This window comes from Paracoccus sp. L-17 (genome assembly GCF_056857655.1).
Genome location: NZ_JBSXNM010000045.1, coordinates 91,297 through 113,889, shown reverse-complemented (window position 1 = coordinate 113,889; position 22,593 = coordinate 91,297). Strand labels below are relative to the sequence as shown.

Genomic DNA, 22,593 nt, shown 5'->3' with positions numbered 1-22,593 from the left:
CGTCCGGCGCCCCGCCGCGACCCCCCCCCCAGGCAGGCAAGGCAATCCGGCGATCACATGCCGGAATACAGCGGGAACCGACCGCACATATCCTCGACCTCGGCCCTGACCTTTTCCTCGATCGCGCCATTGCCGTCCTCGCCGTTGCTGGCCAGCCCGTCGACGACCTCGACGATCCAGCGCGCGATCTGGCGGAACTCGTCCTCTCCGAAACCGCGCGTGGTGCCCGCCGGCGCGCCCAGACGGATGCCCGAGGTGACGAAGGGTTTTTCGGGATCGAAGGGCACGCCGTTCTTGTTGCAGGTGATGTGGGCGCGACCAAGCGCGGCTTCGGTGGCCTTGCCGGTGACGCCCTTGGGGCGCAGATCGGCAAGGCACAGATGGTTGTCGGTGCCACCCGAGACGATGTCGATACCACCTTTCATCAGCTCGTCCGCCATGGCCTGCGCGTTCTTCACGACCTGCGCGGCATAGGCCTTGAACGACGGCTGCAGGGCCTCGCCGAAGGCCACGGCCTTGGCCGCGATCACATGCATCAGCGGCCCGCCCTGAAGTCCGGGGAACACCGCGCTGTTGATCTTTTTCGCGATCGCCTCGTCATTGGTCAGCACCATCCCGCCGCGTGGCCCGCGCAGCGATTTGTGCGTCGTCGTGGTCACGACATGGGCATGCGGAACGGGCGAGGGATGCTGCCCGCCAGCGACCAGGCCCGCAATATGGGCCATGTCCACCATCAGGTAGGCGCCGACCTCGTCGGCGATCTTGCGGAAGCCGGCCCAGTCCCAGATGCGGCTATAGGCGGTGCCACCCGCCACGATCAGCCTGGGCTTGGCCCGGCGTGCGCTTTCGGCGATCGCCTCCATGTCCAGAAGCTGGTCCTGCTGACGCACGCCATAGCTGACCACGTTGAACCACTTGCCCGACATGTTGACGGGCGACCCGTGCGTCAGGTGGCCGCCCGAATTCAGGTCGAGTCCCATGAAGGTATCGCCCGGCTGCAACAGCGCCAGAAACACCGCCTGGTTCATCTGGCTGCCGCTGTTGGGCTGCACATTGGCGAAACCGCAATCGAACAGCTGCTTGGCGCGTTCAATGGCCAGTGTTTCGGCGACATCGACGAACTGGCAGCCGCCGTAATAGCGCTTGCCCGGATAGCCTTCGGCATATTTGTTCGTCAGGACCGAGCCCTGGGCCTCGAGCACCGCCTTCGAGACGATGTTTTCCGATGCGATCAGCTCGATCTCGTCGCGCTGCCGGCCCAGTTCCTGACGGATCGCCTTCGCGATCTCGGGGTCGCTGCTGGCCAGATCATCGGTGAAAAAACCGGATTCGCGGGTGGGGGCGTTCATCAGTCTCGCGTCCTTTGCATGGCTGAGGGGCGGCGGGAATGGCGCTGTCTTATCGCATGGCCAGACCTGCGGAAAGTGTCAAAACGACCGCGCGCGGACCCGCTGCGACCTGCGCTGCGGGGCTTGTCAACGGCTCGGCCGCGGCCGATGCTGCGCCCGCACGAGGGGACGGAACGCGGATGACGCCACGAATTCATTTCACCGCCAGCCAGGCCGGGCCGGCCCAGGCGGCACTGGCGACGCTGGGCGCGCGCTATGGCGACGCACCGCTGGAGCGGGCGCAGGTGGTGGTGGCGCTTGGCGGCGACGGCTTCATGTTGCAGACCCTTCACGCCACCGAGGGCCGCGACCTGCCCGTCTATGGCATGAACCGCGGCACGGTCGGCTTCCTGATGAACGGATTCGCCGAAGAGGGTCTGCCCGAACGGCTGGCGGCGGCCGAGGAAACCGTCATCAACCCGCTGCACATGCGCGCCACTTGCGCCGACGGATCGATCCACGAGGCGCTGGCCATCAATGAGATCAGCCTGCTGCGCGAGGGTCCGCAGGCGGCGAAGCTGCGGATTCACGTCGATGGCAAGATGCGGATGGAGGAACTGGTCTGCGACGGCGCGCTGCTGGCGACGCCGGCGGGTTCCACCGCCTACAATTACTCGGCCCACGGCCCGATCCTGCCCATCGATTCCGAGGTTCTGGCGCTGACCGCCATCGCCCCCTTCCGTCCCCGCCGCTGGCGCGGCGCGCTGCTGCCCAAGACAGCGCGAATCGCGATCGAGGTTCTCAGCCCCGAACGCCGCCCGGTCATGGCAGACGCCGATTCACGATCGGTCCGTCACGTCGTCTGGGTCCAGATCCGCAGCGCCGCAGAGATCCGGCACCGGGTTCTGTTCGACAGCGGTCACGGACTGGAGGAACGCCTGATCCGCGAGCAGTTCGTCTGACGGCAAGGGCCGGGCGGGCTATCCGGCCTGTCGCAGGGCGGCGGTCAGCGCCGCGAGGTCGCCCCTGTTCTGCGCCAGCATCGCGGACATTTCGGACCGTTCGCTGGCCAGCATGTTCACGCCCTCGATGATGATGTTGAAAAAGCGGATGCCGCCGCCCTTGTCCGAGACGTGCCATTCCACCTCCATCGGCGCGCGGCCGTTGAGATAGGCAGTCGAGCGGACCGCGAAATAGCTTTTCAGCGGGCGTGCCGCCCCCACCTCGACCCGGCCGCCGACGAATTCGCGAAACCGCTTGCCGTATTTTCGGCCCATATAGCCTTGGAAAGCCTGCTCGTAGGCGGCGTATTGCGCCGGGCCGGCCTGACGCGCGGCAGGGCCCAGCACGGTGCGGGCGATGATGTCCACATCGGCGCGGCGCGCGAAGATCGCCTCGAACTGGCGATACAATTGCGCCGGCGGCTGGCCGCTGTTGATGACGGCATAGACCTCGGACACGGTCTTCTGGATCATCGCCTGGGCGGCGTCGGCACTCAGCGCCAGCGCCGGACGCAGCGGAATCAGCGCCGCGCCACCCGCGATCAGCGCCAGGACGTTGCGTCGGTCAGGGCGCATAGGGGTCGATGAAACCTGCATCCGCGCCGGCCGCCGCCTGGCTGTCGTCATAGGGGTCAATGGTCGCCTCCTGTTGTCCGATCTCGTAGCGGCGATGCATCAGGTAGATCAGCCGCGTCTGCGCATAGCTATCAGCACTGCCTTGCAATACGCTATCCACCGTGTCTCCGAAACGGGCCCGCTCACCGGCTTTTGAGCCGAGGCGCAGCCCGAAGCCCAGCGCAAGTTCGTCCCGGTTCAGCACCTGGCCCAGCGGGTCGATCAGCGCATCGACCAGCTTGCCCGCCGTGTCGCGCTGCGTCGAGGGGCCAAGGACCGGCAATTCCAGATACGCGCCCTCGGGAACGCCCCAGACGGCCAGCGTCTCGCCAAAGTCGGTGTCGCGTTCGGGCAGGTTGAAATCGCGGCCGGCGGGGTCGAAAAGGCCCAGGATCCCCAGGGTGGAATTGACCGAGAACCGGAAGGTGTTCTGCACGGCCGGGCCGGGTCGCCCCTGAAGCAGCTGATTCAAGACCTTGCCCGGCAGCGACAGGTTCGAGCCCATGTTGATGACCAGATCGACGGGCTTGGCGCGGCCCGCGCCGGCCGGATCCCCGGCGCCCGAGGACGCCAGCCTCGCCACAGGCCCGACCACGCGCGCATCCAGCGCCTTGTTGAAATCATGGACCCGGCGGTTCTGCGCCTCGTAGGGGTCGTTGATCACGATTCCGTCCTGGATCCGGGGCGAGGCGGCGCATCCGGCCAGCGCGACCGCCGCGATCAGGGCGATACCGGCGTTCTGAAAGAGGGTCATCGGGCGCAAATGGATTTCTAACCTTCTTGTTTTACGGCATAAGGGGCCGTCCGGGGATGACAGGAACCATCCAGTTCGGATAATCGTGCCGCGAGCCTGCGGCAAGCCGCCCGGTTCCGATGGCAGCAGTTCCGAACGTGAAGGACGGCAGATCAATGAGCAAGCCGCCATATCCCCTTTCCGGCAGCAAGGAGCTGCGCAAGGCCAGATCGGCGGGTTTCCCGCTGTTTCTTGCCGTCGCGCTGTTCTCGGCCGTGGTGAACCTGTTGATGCTGACCGGACCGCTGTTCATGTTGCAGGTCTATGACCGGGTGCTGGCCTCGCGCTCGGTCGAGACGCTGACGGCGCTTTTCGTGCTGGTCGTGTTCCTGTTTCTGCTGATGGGCGTGGTCGATCTGGCCCGCAACCGCGTGACCCAGCGGATCGCCGCGCGCTTTCAGGACCGGATGGAAGGTCGCGTCTTTACCGCCGCCCTGCGCGAGGGCGCCATCACCGGCGACGAATCGGCCGCCGCTGCCAGCGGCATGCGCGATCTGGATTCGGTGCAGCGATTCATCGGTTCGCCGGTGCTGCTGGCGATGTTCGATCTGCCGTGGGCGCCGCTGTTTCTGGCCGCTGTCTTCATGTTCCATCCGCTGCTGGGGGCGGTGGCGACGATCGGCGGGCTGATCCTGATTGTCTCGACCATCGCCAACCGGATCATGACCAAGGCCCCGTTGCAGCAGTCGAACGCCTCGTCGACGCAGGCGCAGCGGATGGCCGATCTCTATCGCGACGAGGGCGAGGTGATCGGCGCCCTGGGGATGCGCGGCGCCACCTTTGCGCGCTGGCGCAAGGCCCGCGAAGAGGCGCAGGTGCAGTCGGTGCGCGGGGCCGACCGGGCCTCGGGTTTCACCGTGTTTTCGCGCAGCTTCCGGCTGTTTCTGCAAAGCGCGATGCTGGCGACCGGCGCGCTTCTGGTGCTGCGCCAGGAGGTGACGCCGGGCGCGATGATCGCCAGTTCGATCATGATGGGCCGGGCGCTGGCCCCGATCGAGCAACTGGTCGGCGGCTGGGCGCTGTTCCAGGCGGCGCAGGACGGATGGGACCGGCTGTCGCGGCTGCTGACCCGGCAGCCGCCGCAGGTCGAACACACCCCCCTGCCCCGCCCCGAGGCGCATATCGACGTCCGGCAATTGTCCGTCGCCCCGCCGGGCCAGAACATCGCGACGATCCGCGGCGTCAGTTTCGAGATCCGGCCCGGTCAGGCGCTTGGCGTGATCGGCCCGTCCGGCGCCGGCAAGACCACGCTGGCGCGGGCGCTGATCGGATCGTGGCCGGTCGGCGCCGGCTCGGTCCGGCTGGGCGGCGCGACGCTGGACCAGTATGATCCCGACGTTCTGGGCAACCTGATCGGCTATCTGCCGCAGCAGGTGACGCTGTTCGACGGCACCATCGCCGAGAACATCGCCCGCCTGTCGCCCGAACCCGACCCCGCCCGCGTGGTCCGGGCTGCGCAGGCGGCGGCGGCGCATCAGATGATCCTCGATCTGCCGCAGGGTTATGATACCCGGATCAGCCAAAGCTCGGGACGGCTTTCGGGGGGCCAGATCCAGCGGATCGGCCTTGCCCGCGCCCTGTATCCCGATCCGGTGCTGCTGGTTCTGGACGAACCGAACTCCAATCTCGACAATCAGGGATCCGAGGCGCTGAATGCGGCGATTCGCAGGGTCAAGGCGCAGAACGGCGCGGTCGTGATCATGGCGCACCGGCCCGCCGCGATCAACGAATGCGAACTGCTGATGGTAATGGAACAGGGCGTCCGCCGTGCCTTCGGGCCGCGCGACAAGGTGTTGCAGGAGATGGTGCAGAACTCGGCCCAGATCAGGAAGGCGCAGGAATCCGGCCGCGTCGGAGGTGTGTCATGAGCGACGAGAACGGCGACGACGACCGCGAGGATCGCGAGAACGGCAGGCAGAAGCCGCTGCTTCTGACGCCCGATCAGCCAGCGCCTTCGCCCGATCCGGGCAAGGACAGTGACGAGGACGAAGGCCGGCGGAAAGAAGGCCGGCGGGACGAAGACAGGCCCGAAACCGCCGCGGATCAGGCCGGGCCGCGCCAAGGCAGCGGATATTCGCTGGCCGGGATCGGAATCGGCGTCGGCGCCCAGGCGCAGGGCGCCGCGCCGCAGCAGGCGAAGCCACCGGCCCCCGAACCGGCGCGGGTGCGCGACGATCAGCCCCGCGAATCTCGCGAACTGGTCCGAACCCGCGAAGCCCAGACCCCCGCGCCGCCGCCGCCGCCCTCGCCGCCACCACCACCGCGCCCGATCGCGGCGCCCGATCCAGGCCGCTGGCCGGTGCGCGGGCCGCTGATGGTCGGCCTTCTGGCGATCCTGATCCTGTTCGGCGGATTCGGTCTCTGGGCGATGGAAAGCCGCATCGCGGGCGCGGTCGTCGCGCCGGGCCAGGTCGAGGTCGAACAGCAAAGACAGGTGGTCCAGCATCCCGATGGTGGCGTGGTCGAGGAAATCGCCGTCACGGACGGGCAATCCGTCGCCGCCGGCGATCTGCTGATCCGGCTGGACGGCTCGCTTGTGAAAACCGAACTGACCATCGTCGAGGGCCAGTATTTCGAAATCCTCGCCCGACGCGGCCGGCTCGAGGCCGAACGCGCGGCGGCGCAAGAGATCACCTTTCCGCGTCCGCTGACCGAGGCGGCCGCCAGGGACGCAGGCCTTGACGACCTGATCGCGGGCCAGCGCAGCCTGTTCGAGGCCCGCCGCGATACGCAGGCGCAATCGCTGGACCAGCTTGCCAAGCAATCGCAGCAGGTGGCCCAGCAGGTCGAAGGGATCGACGCGCAGATTGCCGCGATGGGCCAGCAGCGCGACCTGATCGGACAGGAACTGAAGGACCAGCAAAGCCTGCTGGATCGCGGACTGGCGCAGGCATCGCGCGTGCTGGGTCTTCAGCGCGAGGCGGCCCGGATCGATGGCCAGATCGGAGAGTTGAAGGCCAGCCGCGCGGCCTCGGAAACCAAGCAGACCGAGATCGACGTCGAAAGGCTGCGGATGACGGCCCAACGCCGCGAGGATGCCGAAACCCAGTTGCGCGACCTTGGCTATCGCGAACTGGAACTGGCCGAACGCCGCCGCAGCCTGACCGAGCAGATCAGCCGGCTGGACATCCGCGCCCCTGTCGCCGGCCTGATCTACGATCTGAAGGTGACGACGCCCCGCTCGGTCATCCGGCCGGCCGAGCCCCTGATGTATATCATACCGCAGGACCGCCCGCTGGTCATCGGCGCACGCATCGCCACGATCAACGTGGACGAGGTGATGATCGGCCAGCCGGTCGTGCTGCGCTTCTCGTCCTTCTCGTCGCGCACGACGCCCGAAATTGACGGACGGCTGGGCCGGATTTCGGCCGACGCACTGGTCGATGAGGGCACCCGGACCCCTTACTACCGCGCCGAGGTCACGATTCCGCCCGAAGAACTCGAGAAGCTGGGCGACATGGCGCTGATCCCGGGGATGCCGGTCGAGGTATTCATCCAGACGGGCGAACGCAGCCCCATGGCCTATCTGCTGAAGCCGCTGGCGGACTATTTCAACCGCGCCTTCCGCGAAAGCTGATCCGGCCATCCTCGAAGGTCCCGTCAAGGCCGGCCTCTGATGATGGCGGCTGGCCTCGGGGGCCGCGACCGGCCCGGCGGCCTGACCGAACATCACCCATGGGTTGCGCCTGCGCCCCGGCTGACGCAGCCTCGGACCTCGATACAAAGCAAGGAGCCAGCATGTTGAGAGCCCTGTCCCGCCCCGCAACCCGGATGATGGAGCGCTGGCTGCCCGATGCCTTCATCTTCGTCATCGTCCTGACGCTGATCGCGGCGATCGCGGCGGTCGCGACACAGGGCACCAATCCGGTGACGCTGATCCGGATCTGGGGCGACGGTTTCTGGGAGCTTTTGCAATTCTCGATGCAGATGCTGCTGGTGCTGGTCACCGGCTTCATCCTTGCAAGTTCGCCTCCGGTTCGCCGCGTCCTGCAATGGATCGCCGGCTTCGCCGGCTCGCGCGGCTCGGCGATCGTGCTGGTCAGTGTGGTGTCGCTGGCCGCGAGCTGGCTGAACTGGGGCTTCGGATTGGTTGTCGGCGCCATCTTCGCCAAGGAACTCGCACGGCAGGTCCGCGTCGATTATCGTCTGCTGGTGGCGGCGGCCTATTCCGGCTTCGTCATCTGGCACGGCGGCTTGTCCGGCTCGATCCCGCTGACCATCGCGACGCCGGGCCATTTCACCGAAAACCAGATCGGCGTGATTCCGACCTCGCAGACGATCTTCTCGGCCTGGAATCTGACCATCGCGGTCGCGATCCTGATCACCGTTCCGCTGGTCAATCGTGCGATGCTGCCGACCGAAGAGGAACAGGTCCTTGTCGATCCGGCGCAACTTGGCGAGGATGCCGGACCGGCCTCCGCGGAACGCAGGGCCACACCCGCCGAGCGGCTGGAAACCAGCCCGATCCTGATGTGGCTGATCGGGTTGCCCGGATTGGTCTGGCTGGCGATCTATTTCCTCGGCGGCGGCGGCATCAACCTGAACACGGTGAATTTCCTGTTCCTGTTCCTGGGCATTCTCTGCCATGGCACGCCGCGAAACCTGCTGGCGGCACTGGACCAGGGTGTGCGCGGCGGCGCCGGGATCGTCATCCAGTTTCCCTTCTATGCCGGGATCATGGCGATCATGACCGGCAGCGGCCTGGCCGCCAGCATGTCGGAATGGTTCGTCTCGATCTCGACCGCCGAGTCGCTGCCCTTCTGGGCCTTCATCAGCGCGGGAATCGTCAACATCTTCGTTCCCTCGGGGGGCGGGCAATGGGCGGTTCAGGCGCCCGTCATGCTGCCCGCGGCCGAGGCGCTTGGCGCCCATATTCCGCGCGTGGTGATGGGCGTGGCCTGGGGCGATGCCTGGACGAACCTGCTGCAACCGTTCTGGGCGCTGCCGATGCTGGGCATTGCCGGGCTGAAACCGCGCGACATCATGGGCTTCTGCGTGGTGCAATTGCTGATCACCGGCCTGGTGATCGGGGGCCTTCTGTATCTGCTATAGCCTCGGGGCCCTTGGCCCCTTCGCCCCCGGTCCAACTCGGCAGGTTCGTCGCAAAAAACGCGCCGGGCCGCGGCCATTGCGCTATCGTTTCCTGCGTCGGCTGGACGCGCGCCTGACCTCGGACAGACGTGCCTGAGTGGACATGCGCCGGGCGCCGCCGCCCTTGTTCTTGCCCTTTCGCGGACCTGCGGGCAGTGCCTTGCCGTCCAGTTCCAGCAATTCCAGCGTCAGCCCGCCGGTGACCGGCACCGCCTCGGTCAGGCGCACCGTGACACGCTGGCCCAGGGCGATTTCCAATCCGGTATCGGCGCCGAGAAGTCTCTGTGCATCGGGATCGAAATGGAAATATTCGCGGCCCAGGTCGCGGATCGGCAGCAGGCCGTCGGCTCCGGTCTCGTCCAGTTTCACGAAGGCGCCAAATCGCTGGATGCCGCTGATCCGACCCGTCATCTCGGTGCCCACACGCTCGGACAGGTAGGCGGCCAGATAGCGGTCGGTGGTGTCGCGTTCGGCCGCCATCGACCGGCGCTCGGTCTCGCTGATATGGGTCGCGGTCTCTGACAGGCGGTCCATGTCGCCATCAGACAGCCCGTCCGCCCTGCCCCCGCGCCCGCCGCCCCAGCCATGCGCCGAAATCAGCGCGCGATGCACGATCAGGTCGGAATAGCGGCGGATGGGCGAGGTGAAATGCGCATAGCTTTTCAGCGCCAGCCCGAAATGGCCGAAATTTTCCGGGTGGTAATAGGCCTGCGTCATCGACCGCAAGGTCGAGATGTTGATCAGTTCATCGAAATCGGTGCCCTCGGACTGGGCCAGAAGCCGGTTCAGGTGGCTGGTATGCAGCACCTGCCCCTTGGCCAGGTTGAAGCCGGATGCCTGCGCCACCTCGCGCAGCGCGTCGATCTTGTCGAGGCTGGGTTCCTCGTGCACGCGGAACAGCAGCGGCCGTCGACGCCGGGTCAGTTCCTCGGCCGCGGCGACATTGGCCAGGACCATGAATTCCTCGATCAGGCGATGCGCATCGAAGCGGTCGCGGAAATTCACCGATCTAACGCGACCATCCGGGGTCAGCTCGATCTGCCGTTCGGGCAGGTCCAGATCCAGCGGCTGGCGGCGCGCGCGCGCATCGCGCAACAGGCCGTAGGCATGCCAAAGCGGTTTGATCACGCTGTCCATCAGCGGTCTGGTCTGTTGATCGGGATCCCCGTCCGCGCCCGCCTGCGCCTGTTCATAGGCCAGGCTGGCGCGGCTGTTCATCATCCCGCGATGAAAATTGTGGCTGATCTTGTTGCCCTGGGCATCCAGCCGCATCCTGACCGCAATCACCGGGCGGTCCACGCCTTCGTGCAGCGAACACAGATCCGCCGACAGCGCCTCGGGCAGCATCGGGACCACGCGGTCGGGAAAATAGGTCGAGTTGCCGCGCGTCCATGCCTCGCGATCCAGCGCCGAGCCGGGCCGGACGTAATGGGCCACATCGGCGATGGCGACCCAGATCGTCGCGCCGCCGTCATCCTCGATCATGGCCGCCACCGCGTCGTCGTGATCGCGCGCATCCGACGGGTCGATGGTCACAAGCGGCAGGTCGCGCAGATCCTCGCGCCCCTTCATCGTGGCGGGCTTTTGCGATTCGGCTTCCTCGACCACCTTTTCGGGAAATTCGTCGGGAATCCCGTGCTGATGGATGGCGATGAGGCTGACCGACCGCGGGGCCGACGGATCGCCCAGCCGTTCGATGATCCGCGCCTGGGGCAGGCCCATCCGCGCCCTGGGCCCGACCTGTTCGGCCTGCACCAGTTCGCCGTTCTGCGCGCCCTGGGTGGCGTCGGCGCGGATCCGCCATTCCTTGTCCTGGCCCTTGTCGATGGGCAGAATGCGGCCGCCCTCGGTGTCCTTGCGGAAGATGCCGGTGATACGGTTGGGTGCGGCGGTGATGCGGCGCATCAGACGGGCCTGATATTGATGATCCTCGCCGTGGACCTCGACCAGCCGGGCCAGGAACCGCTCGCCCCGCCCCAGTGCCGGGTCGGTCTGGCGCGGCGTATACAGGATCCTGGGCACGGGCCCCTCGCCGCGCCATTCCAGCGGACGCGCGAACAGATCACCCGAGCCGTCCGGGGCCAGCAATTCCAGAACGGTCACGGCAGGCAGCTTTTCGGCGTCCAGATAGTGACGGCGGCGGCGTTCCAGCTGGCCTTCGGCCTCCAGTTCCTTCAGCAGGCGTTTCAGCTCGATCCGCTGCGCGCCCTTGATGCCGAAGGCTTTCGCGATGTCGCGTTTGGAATTGGCGTCGGGATGGTCCGAAACCCAATCCAGGATCTGCTGCTTGTCGGGTAGCTGGGTCATGAAGATCGCCCTGTCAGGATGGCGGAAGAAACGCAATCACAGATCGCGGCTCATGTCCCGGTGCGGGATGCCGGCATCGTCATAGATGGGACCGCAAACCGAAAACCCAAGCTTCTGGTAAAAGCCGATGGCATGGGTCTGTGCCCCCAGCATGGCTCGCGTGATGCCGGGGCGGGCTTGCAGCATCGTGACCGCCGCCCGGATCAGCGCCGCGCCATGGCCCGCGCCGCGCGCCTCGGGCAGGACACAGACGCGGCCGATCTTGCCGGTGCCGTCCTTGATCAGGATCCGCGCGGTGCCGATGGCGGTGCCGTCCTGCCAGACCAGAAGATGCAGCGCCTGCCCGTCCAGCCCGTCCCATTCCTCGGCCTCCGCGACACCCTGTTCCTCGATGAAGACCTTTCGGCGCAGGGCGCGGCAGCGGTCCAGATCGCGCGTCTCCTCGATCTTCATGCGAAAAATCTTTCCAGAATGCGTTGGTAGATCATCTTCAACTGACGGACCTGCGCCTGAGGCACGCGCTCGTCGACCTGGTGCATGAAATGGCCGACCAGTCCGAATTCCACGACCGGGCAAAGATCCTTGATGAACCGTGCGTCCGAGGTTCCACCCGAGGTGGACAGGATCGGCCGGCGTCCCGTCTGCTGTTCGACCACGTCGCGGACCAGATCGACGAAGGGGCCGGGTTCGGTCACGAATGCCTCGCCCGAAACGTCGGCATCGATGTTCAGGACGACGCCGGTTTCGTCGCCCAGCACCGCGGCGCGCCGGGTCAGCTCCTCGGCCAGCGAGGCGGCGGTATGCAGGTCGTTGAAGCGGATATTGACCACGGCCGAGGCACGTTCGGGGATCACGTTCGAGGCCGGGTTGCCGCAATCCACCGACACGATCTGAAGACCGCTCGGCTCGAAATGGTCGGACCCCGAATCCAGCGGTGCGGCGATCAGATCGTTCAGATAGCGGGTCAGCGTGTGAAGCGGATTCCTGGCCCGATGCGGATAGGCGGCATGGCCCTGCAACCCCGTGGCGCGGATTCGGTAGGTGGCCGATCCGCGCCGGCCGATCTTCATCATCTCGCCCATCGCATCGGGGTTCGATGGCTCACCGACGATGCAGGCCTGCATTCGTTCGCCGTTTTCTTCCATCCAGTCGATGATCGCACTGGTGCCGTGTGTCGACGGGCCCTCCTCGTCGCCGGTGATGGTCAGGATCACCGCGCCGTCGGGGGGTGTTTCGGTGACGAAATCGATGGCGGCCGCGGTAAAGGCCGCGACGCCCGATTTCATGTCGGTCGCACCGCGCCCCCAGATCAGGCCGTCCTCGACATGGCCGCTGAAGGGCGGATGGGTCCAGGATCCAAGATCTCCGGGCGGCACGACATCGGTGTGGCCGTTGAACCCCAGAGCCGGCCGGCCTTTTGCGCCCCAGCGGGCGAACAGGTTCGGCGTGCCCCCGCGATCGATGCGGTGGGTCTCGAAACCCGCCTGGTGCAGCATGTCCCCCAGCAGGACCAAGGCGCCGCCCTCTTCCGGCGTGACCGAAGGGCAGCGGATCAGGCGGGCGGTCAGGTCGGCGGCGTCAATCATCTCATATCCCGGTCTCGAAGGCGCGGCGGACCAGGTTCAGCCCGGTCACGACCAGCAGCACCAGCGTCCAGCGCCGAAACTGCACCACATCAAGCCGGTCCTGCAAGGCGAAGCCGGCCAGCATTCCGGCAAAGGCGGGAAGCACCAGCAGCACCGACAGCGGCAGCGTCCGCGCGTTCAGCACCCCCGAGGCCAGATGTGCGCCCGTCAGCACCATCCCGCCCAGCAAAAAGACGACGCCCTGGACGCGGACCTGTTCGCGCTTGCTGACACCCAGCGACATCAGCAGCACGATCAGCGGCGGTCCCCAGATCCCCGAGATCCCGCCATAGAGGCCGCCGATAATGCCGGTCGCGATCTCGGCCCTTCGGCGGTGATGCGACGGCACGACCAGCGGACGCCCCGACAATTGCCAGATCGCAAAGCCCACGATCGGCACGCCCAGCAGCGCATACATGATGCTTTGCGGAATGGCGCGGGCAAAGCCGGCCGAGACGGCGATGAAGACCAGCAGCATCGTGATATGCCAGCGGAAATCGCGGACCGAACGCCAGGCCTCGCGCGGCCCCTGCCGCAAGGTTTGCTGGATGTTGGTCACCAGCGTCGGAATGATCAGCGCGGCCAGCGCCGTGGTCGGCGGCAGGATCGAGCCGAAGGCCGACAGCATGATCACCGGCATGGCGAAACCGATGGTTCCCTTCACGAAACCCGCAAAGGCCGTGACTGCGACGACGGCCAGCATCTGCCATGGTTCGACCCCGAACATGACCGCGACGCTAGACCCGCGACACGGGAATGGAAATGGCACGTCGCGGCAAATTCATCAGACATTTTCGTTCTTTCAAGACTGGGTTTGCGCATTATAGTTGCGCTGCGCCTGCGAAGGCTCTAGCTATGCCGCGATGCCGCAAGAGGATGCCCCGATGAAAGACATGCAAACGACCGCCACCGTCCTGTCCGAGATCGAATCCCTTCAGGCCCGCGCCGTCGAGACCCTTTGCGCAAGGGTCGCACCGACGGGCAAGGTGGATTCGGCGCTGCTGGAGGTCCATCAGCACGCGGCTCATGCCCTGTCGTGGCTGGCCACCTACGTCGAATCGCTGTCGCAATTGTCGGCCTGGTCGGCCCGCGTATCGGGCGAGATGGAGGATTTGATCGTCCGGATCGGGTTCGGCGAATACCTGACCCAGATCGCCGGCGGCATCATGATGAGCCAGAACGAATTCGCCCGGCTGTCGGATCTGGGGGTGACCTGGCAGCCCTCGGACGCCGCCCGCGCCCTGATGAACGGCAACACCCCCGAGGCGCGCGCCAGCCTGGCGCGGATGATCGCCGAACGGCAAGGCAGCGCCACCTTCGGTGCAACCGGCCTGGACGAGGACCTGGAGATGATCCGGGACCAGTTCCGCCGCTGGACCGATGACAGGGTCGTTCCCCATGCCCATCAATGGCATCTGCAGGACGCACTGATCCCGATCGAGATCGTCGAGGAACTTGCCGGACTGGGGGTCTTCGGACTGACCATTCCCGAAGATCTGGGCGGTCTGGGCCTGTCCAAGGCGGCGATGGTGGTGGTTTCGGAGGAATTGTCGCGCGGCTATATCGGCGTGGGCAGCCTTGGCACGCGCAGCGAGATCGCGGCCGAACTGATCCTTGGCGGCGGCACCGCCGCGCAGAAGGAACATTGGCTTCCGAAACTGGCCAGCGGGGAAATCCTGCCCACGGCGGTCTTCACCGAACCCAATACCGGCAGTGACCTGGGCGCGCTGCGGACGCGGGCAGTCAGGGAAGGCGATGTCTGGAAGGTGACCGGCAACAAGACCTGGATCACCCATGCCGCGCGCGCGCATGTCATGACGCTGCTGGCCAGAACCGATCCCGACAGCGACGATTATCGCGGCCTGTCGATGTTCATCGCCGAAAAGACGCCGGGCACCGCCGACGATCCCTTCCCCACCCCCGGCATGACCGGCGGCGAGATCGAGGTGCTGGGCTATCGCGGCATGAAGGAATACGAACTGGGCTTCGACGGATTCGAGGTCGGCGACGAGAACCTGCTGGGCGGGACCACCGGCCAGGGCTTCAAGCAATTGATGCAGACATTCGAATCGGCCCGCATCCAGACCGCCGCGCGGGCCATCGGCGTTGCCCAGAACGCGCTGGAACTGGGCCTGAAATACGCGCTGGACCGCCGGCAATTCGGCAAGGCCCTGATCGAATTTCCGCGCGTCGCCGACAAGTTGGCGATGATGGCGGTCGAAATCATGATCGCGCGGCAACTCACCTATCACAGCGCCTGGGAAAAGGATCACGGCCATCGCTGCGACCTGGAGGCGGGGATGGCCAAGCTGCTGGGCGCGCGGGTGGCCTGGGCCTGTGCCGACAATGCTTTGCAAATCCACGGCGGCAACGGCTTTGCGCTGGAATACCCGATCAGTCGGGTGCTGTGCGATGCCCGGATCCTGAACATCTTCGAGGGCGCGGCCGAAATACAGGCCCAGGTCATCGCGAGACGGCTTTTGACCCCGGCCGTTTCAGGCTAGACTTCGGAAACCAAAGCGGTTTCGAAGCGTTCGTTTCCGATTCCGGCCCGAAGGAGATCGCCCATGTCCCGTCCCGCCCGCCGTTTCGCCCTTGTCGGCGCCCTGACATTCGCCGGTGTGGCGCTTGCCGCCTGCGCGCCGGCCACCGCGCCCGGCGGCTTCGCGCCGGGCGAGGATCGCGGTTTCATTCCCGGTGGCAGCTATGTGCTGGTCGGCATGGATGGCAAGACCGTGCCGCTGCGCAACGTGACGCTGGTGGTTGAAGAGAACCGGCTCTCCGGCCAGGCGCCCTGCAACGGCTATTCGGCCACGAACAATGCGGAATTGCCCGCGATTGCGCTGTCGCCGATCGTGGCGACGAAGGTGGCTTGCAAGGACATGAAGCTGGAAACCCGTTTCCTTTCGGTGCTGCAACAGGCGAATTCGGCCGATTTTTACGGCGGCGTGCTGCGGGTCAAGTCTCCTTCGACCTGGCTGATATTCGAACGCGGGATGCGCGACACCAGCGGCGTCAGCGCACTGGAACAGGCACGCGGCACTCAGTAATCCGTGCCAGCCGGTGGCGGCAGCAGGCGCGTGACAAGCCGGTCGCGCGCGGCGGGCAGCGGCCGCCCCACCAGTTCGGCGGCAATTCGGCTGCGCAGGAAGTGACCGGTAATGGCCAGGCCCTGCGTCAGCCCCCGCGCCCGGCCTTCGGGCCGGTCGTCGCCCGTCCGGCCCAGAAGCGGCGGCAGCGGCAACAACCGGTCGGCCCATTCCCCCGCGCCGGCAAGGCTGACCGCGCGGCCCGAACGCGGGCTGACATAGGCCAGCCCCTCGGTCGCGCCGGTGACCGCGCAGGATGACAGGTCCAGCCCGAAACCCATCTCGTCAAGCAGCCGCATCTCCCATTGCAGATAGGCGACGCCCCAGTCAGAGCCGGTTTCGATCGCGTCCAGCAGCGCCTCGGTCCGGAAGAAGAGATCGGGATGGGGATCGCGTTCGGGCAGCGCGAAGACCAGCAGCGCGCAGATCGCGTTCAGGCCGGCCAGCGCCAGCGGATCGCCCATGATCCCCGCGCGCAGCCGCACCGGCTCGACCGCGAAATGGCCAAGCTGATCGTCCCGGCGTGCCCGCCAGCGCAGATCCAGCCGCGCCCCCGGCTGCAGCATCGCCGCGCGCGTGCGCGAGACGCCGCCGGGCACAAGACCCGCGTGCCGACCATGCCGCGCCGTCAACACGTCAAGGATCACCGCGGATTCGCCATGCGGCCTGCGCGCCAGCACCGTGCCCTCGGCTTGCCATTCCATCGCCCCGTGTCAGCCGGGCTGCGGCAGGGTCAGCCCGCCATCTTCGGCCAGCGGCCAGAACGGATTTGTCGCGATTTCCCAGACATGGCCGTCGGGATCGGCGAAATAGCCGGAATAGCCGCCCCAGAACACCTTTTCGGGCATTTTCAGGCAGCCCGCCCCGGCTGCAAGCGCGGCCTGAAAGACCGTATCCGTTTCCGCGTCATTACTGCAATTCTGCGCCAGCGTGATCGCGCCGGTTCCCAGATCCGCATCGGGGCGGCCCTGATCGGCGGCAAGGTCGGAGCGTCCGAACAGCGCCAGAACCGCGCCATTCATCTGAAAGAACAGGACGCCCTCTTGCGAGGCCGGATGCGGCGTCCAGCCCCAATCGGCATAAAAGGCCGCCGACCGGTCCAGATCGGTCACGCCAAGCGTGATCAGGGTGACGCGCTGTCGGGGTAAGGTCATGGCTCTCTCGCTTGGACAAGGTATCAGGCTGTCACGGCGCCGGCGCATCGGCAAGACCCAGGGCAAGGCCGCGTGCAGGCGGCGCAAGACGATTTCAGACGCCTCGCAACCGCGCGCGCCGCCTGTCGCCCGCCTCGCGCAGCAGCGACAGGGTATAGACCGCAAGCGCGATCCAGATCATCGGGAAGGCAATCATGCGCGCGATGCCAAAGGATTCCCCGAACAGCAGGACCGCGACAAGAAAGATCATCGTCGGCGTGATGTATTGCAGGATACCGATGGTGGACAGGCGCAGCAGCTTGGCGCCGTTGGCATAAAACAGCAGCGGGATGGCGGTGACCGGACCGCAGCCCAGCAAAAGCAACATGTCAAGGCCCGTGCCGGTGCCGAAGAACGCCCCGCCTTGCGCGGATCGCCAGACCAGCCAGGCCAGGGCAAGCGGGCTCAGCAACAGAACCTCCAGCGTGAAGCCCTGATTGGGACCCAGCGGCAGGCTTTTCTTGCAATAGGCGTAAAGGCCCCAGCTGAGTGTCAGCACCACCGCCGTCAGTGGCAGCCGCCCGGCTTTCATGCTCAGGACCACGACCGCGGCGAAAGCCAGCCCGATCGCGATCCATTTCAGCCGGTTCAACCGTTCGCCCAGCAGCGCCGCGCCAAGCGCGACGCTGAAAAGCGGATTGATGTAATAGCCAAGCGCCGCGTCAAGGGCATGACCGTTTCCCACCGCCCAGACATAGGTCAGCCAGTTGATCGAGATCAGGACAGCCGTCACCCCGGCCATTGCCAGCAGACGCGGATCGCGCAGCGCCACGCCCAGATCCCCGGTGCGGCGCTGCCAGATCAGCACCGCGGCCGCAATGGGCAGGGACCACAGGATCCGATGCGCGATCACGTCGATCGCGGGCAGATGCGCCAGCGCCTTCATGTAGATCGGCAGCAGGCCCCAGCTCAGATAGGCGGCCAGCGCATAGGTGAAGCCTTGCGGCGAATCGATGTTCGAGGATCTGCCCATGCGAATTGCATATGCTGCAGATCGCGGTAACGCCAGACGGGACCGCGAGGCGGCCCGGTTGCGGACCCGGCAAGGCACAGGCGCGAGGGCGTCAGTCCAGCCCGACCTCGTCCAGCAGGGTTCTTCCATCGCGGCTTTCGATTTCGATCACCCACAGATCGGGATCGAAACCGCGCTGGCGGCGGATGGTCTCGTCTATCCGGGCCTCGGGCCCCTCGCCGGTCAACTGCCAGGGCCGGGTATCGGTGTCGAAGTCCCATTCGCGGGCGTAAAGCCGGGCGCTGCCATCCGGACGGACGCATTTGACCAGCACCGCGCCGGCGGTGTCATCGCCATGGGCGATCACATAGGCGGGGATGTTCGCCAGCCCCAGCCGCGCCAGATAGGCGGATACCCAGATCCCCGCCGCAAGCCTGGGCTCGGGCATCAGCGGCCCGGATCGCCGTCGCGAAAATCGAGGCCCATCTCGCCATAGCGTTCAGCCTCGTCCTGCCAGTTCTCGCGGACGCGGACCTGCAGGAACAGGTGAACCCGGCGATCCATGAATTCCTCCATCTCGGCGCGGGCCGCCTGACCGACCGCCTTGATCGTCTCGCCACGCTTGCCCAGAACGATGCCCTTGTGTCCCTGCCGGGCGACATAGATCACCTGATCGACCCGCGCGCTGCCGTCCTTCTTCTCCTCCCAGCCCTCGGTCTCGACCGTCAACTGATAGGGAATTTCCTCGTGCAGGCGCAGGGTCAGCTTTTCGCGCGTGATCTCGGCCGCGATCATGCGCATCGGCAGATCGGCGATCTGGTCCTCGGGATAGAGCCACGGTCCGGCAGGCAGGGTCGTGGCCAGCCAGTCGCGAAGATCGTCGCAGCCATGTCCCCTTTCGGCCGAGATCATGAAGGTTCGTTCAAAGCCGAATTCCGCGTTCAGCCGCTGCGACAGGGCCAGCAGCGCCTCGGCCTTGACCCGGTCGATCTTGTTGATGATCAGTGCGACCGGCGTCCTGACCTCAAGCGCCTTCAGGTTGTCGATGATCGCCTGCGTACCCTCGGTCAGGCCGCGATGAGCCTCGACCAGCAACAGGATGATGTCGGCATCGGCGGCCCCGCCCCAGGCGGCGGCGATCATGGAACGGTCCAGCCTGCGGCGCGGACGGAAGATGCCCGGCGTGTCCACGAAGACGATCTGGGCGGCGCCGGCGACGGCGATGCCGCGGATGCGCGCGCGGGTGGTCTGGACCTTGTGGGTCACGATGCTGACCTTGGCGCCGACCATGCGGTTCAGCAGCGTGGACTTGCCGGCATTGGGCTCGCCGATCAGGGCGACGAAACCCGCGCGCGTGATGGGATCTGTCATCAGCGGTCCTCCAGCCTGGCAAGCAGGGCCTGGGCCGCGGCCTGTTCCACGCTGCGTTTGGTTCCCACACCCTGCGCCTGTGCCTCGCGACCATCGGCCAGCCGCGCGGTCACGTGAAAGACCGGCGCGTGATCGGGACCGCTGCGCGCGGTCTGTTCATAGACGGGCGGCGGCATCCCGTTGGCCTGCGCCCATTCCTGCAGCGCGGTCTTGGCGTCGCGGGGATCGTCTTCCAGCGTGTCCAGCCGGTCCCGCCACAGGATCAGGACCACCTGCCGCGCGGCATCGAAACCCGCATCCAGATAGATCGCGGCGATCACCGCCTCCATCGCGTCGGCCAGCAGGGCCTCCTTGCGGCGGCCGCCCGACATCATCTCGGACCGGCCCAGTTTCAGCACCTCGCCCAGCCCGATCCGACGCGCGATGGCGGCGCAGGTCTCGCCCCGCACCAGCGCGTTGTAGCGCGGCGCGAGCTGGCCCTCGGTGGCGGCCGGATCGGCCTGAAACAGCGCCTCGGCCATCACCAGGCCCAGCACCCGGTCGCCCAGAAATTCCAGCCGCTGGTTGTCGGGCCGCGTCGCCGTGGCGATCGAGCCATGGGTCAGCGCGCGCACCAGCAATTCGGGACGCGCGAAATCATGGCCCAGCCGGGTCATGAAACCCACGATATCGGCGCCCGGTCTCAATCGACCGCCTTGAAGAACCGGTCCGGGCGCCAGGTCCAGAAATACAGAAGCGAGCGTCCGGCCGAGGAGAACATGATCCGATCGGCACGACCGATCAGGAATTCGGCCGGCACGAAACCCAGTCCGCCGACCTCCTGGGGAAAGCGCGAATCCTCGGAATTGTCGCGGTTGTCGCCCATGAAGAAATACTGCCCCTCGGGAACGGTGAAGGTGGGTGTGTCGTCGGCCACCCAACCATCGACGATGTTCAGGATGTCGTGACTGACACCATTGGGCAGGGTTTCGGTAAAGCGTTCCTTGACGCATTCGCCGCCCTCGGGGACCGGATCGTTGGTGCAACGCGGGATCAGGCCCTGCGGGCCCTGCTGTTCCTTGATCTCGATGAAATCGTCCTGACGCTGAAGCGGCACCTCCGCGCCGTTCAGCCACAGGCGACCGCCACGGACCTGCACCGTATCGCCCGGCAGACCGATCACGCGCTTGATGAAATCGACGCCACGCGTGGGATGGCGAAAGACGACGACATCGCCGCGTTCGGGTTCCGAGCCCATGATCCGGCCATCGATCGGGCATAGCGAGAAGGGACAGGAATACCGGGAATAGCCATAGGCCATCTTGTTGACGAACAGGAAGTCGCCGATCAGCAGCGTGTCCTTCATGCTGCCCGAGGGGATCCAGAAAGGCTGAAAGAACAAGGTCCGGAAGATGCCCGCGATCAGAAGCGCCCAGAAGATCGTCTTGACCGTCTCCCAGATGCCTTCCTTCTTCTTGCCCGCCGCGCTGTCGGCCATGATGTCGTCCCCTGTCCTGTCGTGGCACGGCGGCCGCGTTCGGCTGCGTTGATGGTCCGCCGCAGGGGGCAAAGTCAAGCGATAGACGGGCTTTGCGGCCGCGCCTCGATCACCACGAAGGCCTGCGCCCAGGGGTGATCGTCGGTCAGCGTGACATGGACGATGGCGGTATGGCCGGGGGGCGTCATCCGCGCCAGCCTGTCGGCCGCCCAGCCGGTCAGTTCCATGACGGGCTGGCCGCTGCGCAGGTTGCTGACCGCCATGTCTCGCCAGCTGATCCCCATCGCAAGCCCGGTGCCAAGCGCCTTGGAACACGCCTCTTTCGCGGCCCAGCGTTTGGCCAGCGTCCCGGCATCGTCCTTGCGTCTGGCCGCCTTGGCCAGTTCGACGGGGGTGAAGACCCGGTTGCGAAAGCGGTCGCCGAACCGGTCCAGCGTGTTCCGGATCCGTTCGATATTCGCCAGATCGGTGCCGATCCCCAGGATCATGCGCCTGAAATCCGCGGCGGGACAACGGGTATTTGGACAACGGAGAAACGCACGATGATCACTTGAAACCCTGCGTCGCGATCGCGCCGGTCTGCCGGTTGACGGTGACGGAAAGCCGGAACCAGCCATCATCGGCACCGGTTTCACCATCGACCGGATAGTGGCGCGCGGGCAGCGTGATGGTCAGACCGCGCGCCGGGTCATAGCTGGCCTGATGCCGGGCGAAATCCATGTCGTAGAAGCCCAGACCGTTCTCGAGACCGACAATCAGGCATCGGCGCAGGCCCAATTCGTCGCGCGGCGGGCTGACGACCAGCAGACGCAGCGCGCCGCCTTCCGGTTCGACCATGTCCAGCAGGGCGATGCGGACCTGGCCGTCGGCATAGGTGGCGGTGTTCTTCTGCCAGGGTTCGGCGATGGTATCGACGCGGGCGGTGTCGTCACAGGGTCTGACGGTCACGGGGCCGTCCCGGGCAAGCGCGGGCGCGGCGGCAAGCAGGGTCAGGACGACGGCGTGGCGGATCATCCCCTTGCCTCCTCCATATGGCGGCGCATTTCGCGGATCGCGGGGCCAAGACCGGTAAACACCGATTCGGCGATCAGGAAATGGCCGATGTTCAGTTCGGCGATCTGTGGCAGGGCGGCGATGGGACCGACCGTGTCGAAGGTCAGGCCGTGGCCGGCATGGACCTCCAGCCCCAGGCTGGCGGCAAGGCGGGCGCCCTCGGCCAGACCGGACAATTCGGCATCGCGTTCGGCGGTCCGGCCTTCGGTGTCGTGATCGCAATAAGCGCCGGTATGCAGTTCCACCACCGACGCGCCGATGCGGGCGGCGGCTTCGATCTGGGCGGCGTCATGGCCAATGAACAGCGACACACGGCAGCCCGCCTCTCGCAGCGGCGCAATGAAATCGCCGATCGCATTGTCGTTGCCGGCCACGTCCAGACCGCCTTCGGTCGTGCGCTCCTGGCGCTTTTCGGGAACCAGGCAGACAGCATGGGGACGATGACGCAGAGCGATCGCCTGCATCTCGGGCGTCGCGGCCATTTCCAGGTTCAGCGGCAGGGTCAGGTGTTCCATCAGCGCATCGATGTCGCGGTCGCTGATATGGCGGCGATCCTCGCGCAGGTGGGCGGTAATCCCGTCGGCCCCGGCCTCTTGCGCGATTCGGGCCGCACGCAGCGGATCAGGCCAGGGCGTGCCGCGCGCATTGCGGATGGTGGCGACGTGGTCGATATTGACGCCGAGACGCAGCATGTCGAT

Annotated in this window: 23 protein-coding genes; 6 read left to right on the top strand and 17 right to left on the bottom strand. The window is 66.4% G+C overall.

From position 1 onward, the window contains the following. Nucleotides 1-53: 53 nt before the first annotated feature. Nucleotides 54-1,349, bottom strand: coding sequence for a serine hydroxymethyltransferase (glyA, locus tag AC13CR_RS16380; protein WP_292954500.1), 1,296 nt, complete (start codon nt 1,347-1,349; stop codon nt 54-56). Nucleotides 1,350-1,528: 179 nt separating this feature from the next. Between glyA and AC13CR_RS16375 the strand changes: the two genes are divergently transcribed. Beyond that, on the top strand, nt 1,529-2,290 hold the full coding sequence (locus AC13CR_RS16375; protein WP_292954503.1) for an NAD kinase: 762 nt from the start codon (nt 1,529-1,531) through the stop codon (nt 2,288-2,290). 18 nt (nt 2,291-2,308) lie between these two features. On the opposite strand, the gene AC13CR_RS16370 is transcribed toward AC13CR_RS16375, so the two are convergent. Further along, nucleotides 2,309-2,905: an MlaC/ttg2D family ABC transporter substrate-binding protein gene (locus AC13CR_RS16370; protein ID WP_292954506.1), complete on the bottom strand. Its 597-nt coding sequence runs from the start codon at nt 2,903-2,905 to the stop codon at nt 2,309-2,311. Then, nucleotides 2,895-3,698 carry an MlaA family lipoprotein gene (locus tag AC13CR_RS16365; protein WP_292954509.1) on the bottom strand — a complete coding sequence of 268 codons (804 nt, stop codon included), beginning with the start codon at nt 3,696-3,698 and terminating at the stop codon, nt 2,895-2,897. Before AC13CR_RS16365 ends, AC13CR_RS16370 begins: the two co-directional genes overlap by 11 nt. Nucleotides 3,699-3,853: 155 nt before the next feature. On the opposite strand from AC13CR_RS16365, the gene AC13CR_RS16360 reads away from it, so the two are divergent. From AC13CR_RS16360 to AC13CR_RS16350, 3 genes are all read left to right on the top strand, one after another. Further along, nucleotides 3,854-5,605, top strand: a complete 1,752-nt coding sequence (locus tag AC13CR_RS16360; protein WP_292954512.1) for a type I secretion system permease/ATPase — start codon at nt 3,854-3,856, stop codon at nt 5,603-5,605. 446 nt (nt 5,606-6,051) lie between these two features. Then, a complete protein-coding gene (locus AC13CR_RS16355; RefSeq protein WP_446236273.1) occupies nt 6,052-7,314 on the top strand; it encodes an HlyD family type I secretion periplasmic adaptor subunit in 1,263 nt (420 codons plus the stop codon). 161 nt (nt 7,315-7,475) lie between these two features. Next, complete coding sequence (locus AC13CR_RS16350; RefSeq protein ID WP_293015457.1) at nt 7,476-8,789, top strand: short-chain fatty acid transporter; 1,314 nt, start codon at nt 7,476-7,478, stop codon at nt 8,787-8,789. A gap of 81 nt (nt 8,790-8,870) precedes the next feature. Here the strand turns inward: AC13CR_RS16350 and rnr are convergent, their stop codons facing one another. From rnr to AC13CR_RS16330, 4 genes are read right to left on the bottom strand one after another with little or no spacing between them, the layout of a single operon-like run. Further along, on the bottom strand, nt 8,871-11,135 hold the full coding sequence (gene rnr, locus AC13CR_RS16345; protein WP_446233550.1) for a ribonuclease R: 2,265 nt from the start codon (nt 11,133-11,135) through the stop codon (nt 8,871-8,873). A gap of 36 nt (nt 11,136-11,171) precedes the next feature. Further along, nucleotides 11,172-11,588 carry a GNAT family N-acetyltransferase gene (locus tag AC13CR_RS16340; RefSeq protein WP_292954524.1) on the bottom strand — a complete coding sequence of 139 codons (417 nt, stop codon included), beginning with the start codon at nt 11,586-11,588 and terminating at the stop codon, nt 11,172-11,174. Beyond that, the gene (gene dapE, locus AC13CR_RS16335; protein WP_292954527.1) at nt 11,585-12,721 is read right to left on the bottom strand and encodes a succinyl-diaminopimelate desuccinylase; all 1,137 of its coding nucleotides are present in this window, start codon (nt 12,719-12,721) and stop codon (nt 11,585-11,587) included. Before dapE ends, AC13CR_RS16340 begins: the two co-directional genes overlap by 4 nt. Before the next feature lies 1 nt (nt 12,722). Next, nucleotides 12,723-13,487 (bottom strand): sulfite exporter TauE/SafE family protein, encoded by a 765-nt coding sequence (locus AC13CR_RS16330; RefSeq protein ID WP_292954530.1) that lies wholly within the window; start codon nt 13,485-13,487, stop codon nt 12,723-12,725. A gap of 157 nt (nt 13,488-13,644) precedes the next feature. Here AC13CR_RS16330 and AC13CR_RS16325 point away from each other — a divergent pair, with 157 nt between their 5' ends. After that, on the top strand, nt 13,645-15,264 hold the full coding sequence (locus AC13CR_RS16325) for an acyl-CoA dehydrogenase family protein (RefSeq protein WP_482900698.1): 1,620 nt from the start codon (nt 13,645-13,647) through the stop codon (nt 15,262-15,264). A 63-nt stretch (nt 15,265-15,327) separates the two neighbouring features. Then, nucleotides 15,328-15,810, top strand: coding sequence for an META domain-containing protein (locus tag AC13CR_RS16320; protein ID WP_292977949.1), 483 nt, complete (start codon nt 15,328-15,330; stop codon nt 15,808-15,810). Here AC13CR_RS16320 and recO read toward each other — a convergent pair. The 10 genes from recO to AC13CR_RS16270 form a co-directional block, all read right to left on the bottom strand. After that, complete coding sequence (gene recO / locus AC13CR_RS16315; RefSeq protein ID WP_292954539.1) at nt 15,804-16,553, bottom strand: DNA repair protein RecO; 750 nt, start codon at nt 16,551-16,553, stop codon at nt 15,804-15,806. The two genes, AC13CR_RS16320 and recO, sit on opposite strands and share 7 nt — an antisense overlap. Nucleotides 16,554-16,562: 9 nt before the next feature. Continuing rightward, nucleotides 16,563-17,003 (bottom strand): VOC family protein, encoded by a 441-nt coding sequence (locus AC13CR_RS16310; RefSeq protein ID WP_292977948.1) that lies wholly within the window; start codon nt 17,001-17,003, stop codon nt 16,563-16,565. A gap of 94 nt (nt 17,004-17,097) precedes the next feature. Beyond that, complete coding sequence (rarD, locus tag AC13CR_RS16305) at nt 17,098-18,015, bottom strand: EamA family transporter RarD (RefSeq protein WP_292954545.1); 918 nt, start codon at nt 18,013-18,015, stop codon at nt 17,098-17,100. Between the two features lie 91 nt (nt 18,016-18,106). Next, on the bottom strand, nt 18,107-18,442 hold the full coding sequence (locus AC13CR_RS16300) for a DUF1491 family protein (RefSeq protein ID WP_292954548.1): 336 nt from the start codon (nt 18,440-18,442) through the stop codon (nt 18,107-18,109). Next, the gene (era, locus tag AC13CR_RS16295; RefSeq protein ID WP_292954551.1) at nt 18,442-19,365 is read right to left on the bottom strand and encodes a GTPase Era; all 924 of its coding nucleotides are present in this window, start codon (nt 19,363-19,365) and stop codon (nt 18,442-18,444) included. Before era ends, AC13CR_RS16300 begins: the two co-directional genes overlap by 1 nt. Beyond that, nucleotides 19,365-20,051: a ribonuclease III gene (gene rnc, locus AC13CR_RS16290; protein WP_292954554.1), complete on the bottom strand. Its 687-nt coding sequence runs from the start codon at nt 20,049-20,051 to the stop codon at nt 19,365-19,367. The genes era and rnc overlap by 1 nt, the downstream gene beginning before the upstream one ends. Then, on the bottom strand, nt 20,048-20,842 hold the full coding sequence (gene lepB, locus AC13CR_RS16285) for a signal peptidase I (RefSeq protein ID WP_482900697.1): 795 nt from the start codon (nt 20,840-20,842) through the stop codon (nt 20,048-20,050). Before lepB ends, rnc begins: the two co-directional genes overlap by 4 nt. 74 nt (nt 20,843-20,916) lie before the next feature. Then, nucleotides 20,917-21,330 carry a holo-ACP synthase gene (gene acpS / locus AC13CR_RS16280; protein ID WP_292954560.1) on the bottom strand — a complete coding sequence of 138 codons (414 nt, stop codon included), beginning with the start codon at nt 21,328-21,330 and terminating at the stop codon, nt 20,917-20,919. Nucleotides 21,331-21,388: 58 nt separating this feature from the next. Further along, entirely contained in the window at nt 21,389-21,856 is a 468-nt protein-coding gene (locus AC13CR_RS16275; RefSeq protein ID WP_293015441.1) for a hypothetical protein, read from the bottom strand. Further along, entirely contained in the window at nt 21,853-22,587 is a 735-nt protein-coding gene (locus AC13CR_RS16270) for a pyridoxine 5'-phosphate synthase (protein WP_292978023.1), read from the bottom strand. The genes AC13CR_RS16275 and AC13CR_RS16270 overlap by 4 nt, the downstream gene beginning before the upstream one ends. Nucleotides 22,588-22,593: the final 6 nt, after the last annotated feature.

Coding starts and splice junctions, on each gene's coding strand:
- glyA (WP_292954500.1), bottom strand. CDS start 1,349: ATGAACGCCCCCACCCGCGAATCCGGTTTTTTCACCGATGATCTGGCC.
- AC13CR_RS16375 (WP_292954503.1), top strand. CDS start 1,529: ATGACGCCACGAATTCATTTCACCGCCAGCCAGGCCGGGCCGGCCCAG.
- AC13CR_RS16370 (WP_292954506.1), bottom strand. CDS start 2,905: ATGCGCCCTGACCGACGCAACGTCCTGGCGCTGATCGCGGGTGGCGCG.
- AC13CR_RS16365 (WP_292954509.1), bottom strand. CDS start 3,698: ATGACCCTCTTTCAGAACGCCGGTATCGCCCTGATCGCGGCGGTCGCG.
- AC13CR_RS16360 (WP_292954512.1), top strand. CDS start 3,854: ATGAGCAAGCCGCCATATCCCCTTTCCGGCAGCAAGGAGCTGCGCAAG.
- AC13CR_RS16355 (WP_446236273.1), top strand. CDS start 6,052: ATGGTCGGCCTTCTGGCGATCCTGATCCTGTTCGGCGGATTCGGTCTC.
- AC13CR_RS16350 (WP_293015457.1), top strand. CDS start 7,476: ATGTTGAGAGCCCTGTCCCGCCCCGCAACCCGGATGATGGAGCGCTGG.
- rnr (WP_446233550.1), bottom strand. CDS start 11,135: ATGACCCAGCTACCCGACAAGCAGCAGATCCTGGATTGGGTTTCGGAC.
- AC13CR_RS16340 (WP_292954524.1), bottom strand. CDS start 11,588: ATGAAGATCGAGGAGACGCGCGATCTGGACCGCTGCCGCGCCCTGCGC.
- dapE (WP_292954527.1), bottom strand. CDS start 12,721: ATGATTGACGCCGCCGACCTGACCGCCCGCCTGATCCGCTGCCCTTCG.
- AC13CR_RS16330 (WP_292954530.1), bottom strand. CDS start 13,487: ATGTTCGGGGTCGAACCATGGCAGATGCTGGCCGTCGTCGCAGTCACG.
- AC13CR_RS16325 (WP_482900698.1), top strand. CDS start 13,645: ATGAAAGACATGCAAACGACCGCCACCGTCCTGTCCGAGATCGAATCC.
- AC13CR_RS16320 (WP_292977949.1), top strand. CDS start 15,328: ATGTCCCGTCCCGCCCGCCGTTTCGCCCTTGTCGGCGCCCTGACATTC.
- recO (WP_292954539.1), bottom strand. CDS start 16,553: ATGGAATGGCAAGCCGAGGGCACGGTGCTGGCGCGCAGGCCGCATGGC.
- AC13CR_RS16310 (WP_292977948.1), bottom strand. CDS start 17,003: ATGACCTTACCCCGACAGCGCGTCACCCTGATCACGCTTGGCGTGACC.
- rarD (WP_292954545.1), bottom strand. CDS start 18,015: ATGGGCAGATCCTCGAACATCGATTCGCCGCAAGGCTTCACCTATGCG.
- AC13CR_RS16300 (WP_292954548.1), bottom strand. CDS start 18,442: ATGCCCGAGCCCAGGCTTGCGGCGGGGATCTGGGTATCCGCCTATCTG.
- era (WP_292954551.1), bottom strand. CDS start 19,365: ATGACAGATCCCATCACGCGCGCGGGTTTCGTCGCCCTGATCGGCGAG.
- lepB (WP_482900697.1), bottom strand. CDS start 20,842: ATGGCCGACAGCGCGGCGGGCAAGAAGAAGGAAGGCATCTGGGAGACG.
- acpS (WP_292954560.1), bottom strand. CDS start 21,330: ATGATCCTGGGGATCGGCACCGATCTGGCGAATATCGAACGGATCCGG.
- AC13CR_RS16275 (WP_293015441.1), bottom strand. CDS start 21,856: ATGATCCGCCACGCCGTCGTCCTGACCCTGCTTGCCGCCGCGCCCGCG.
- AC13CR_RS16270 (WP_292978023.1), bottom strand. CDS start 22,587: ATGCTGCGTCTCGGCGTCAATATCGACCACGTCGCCACCATCCGCAAT.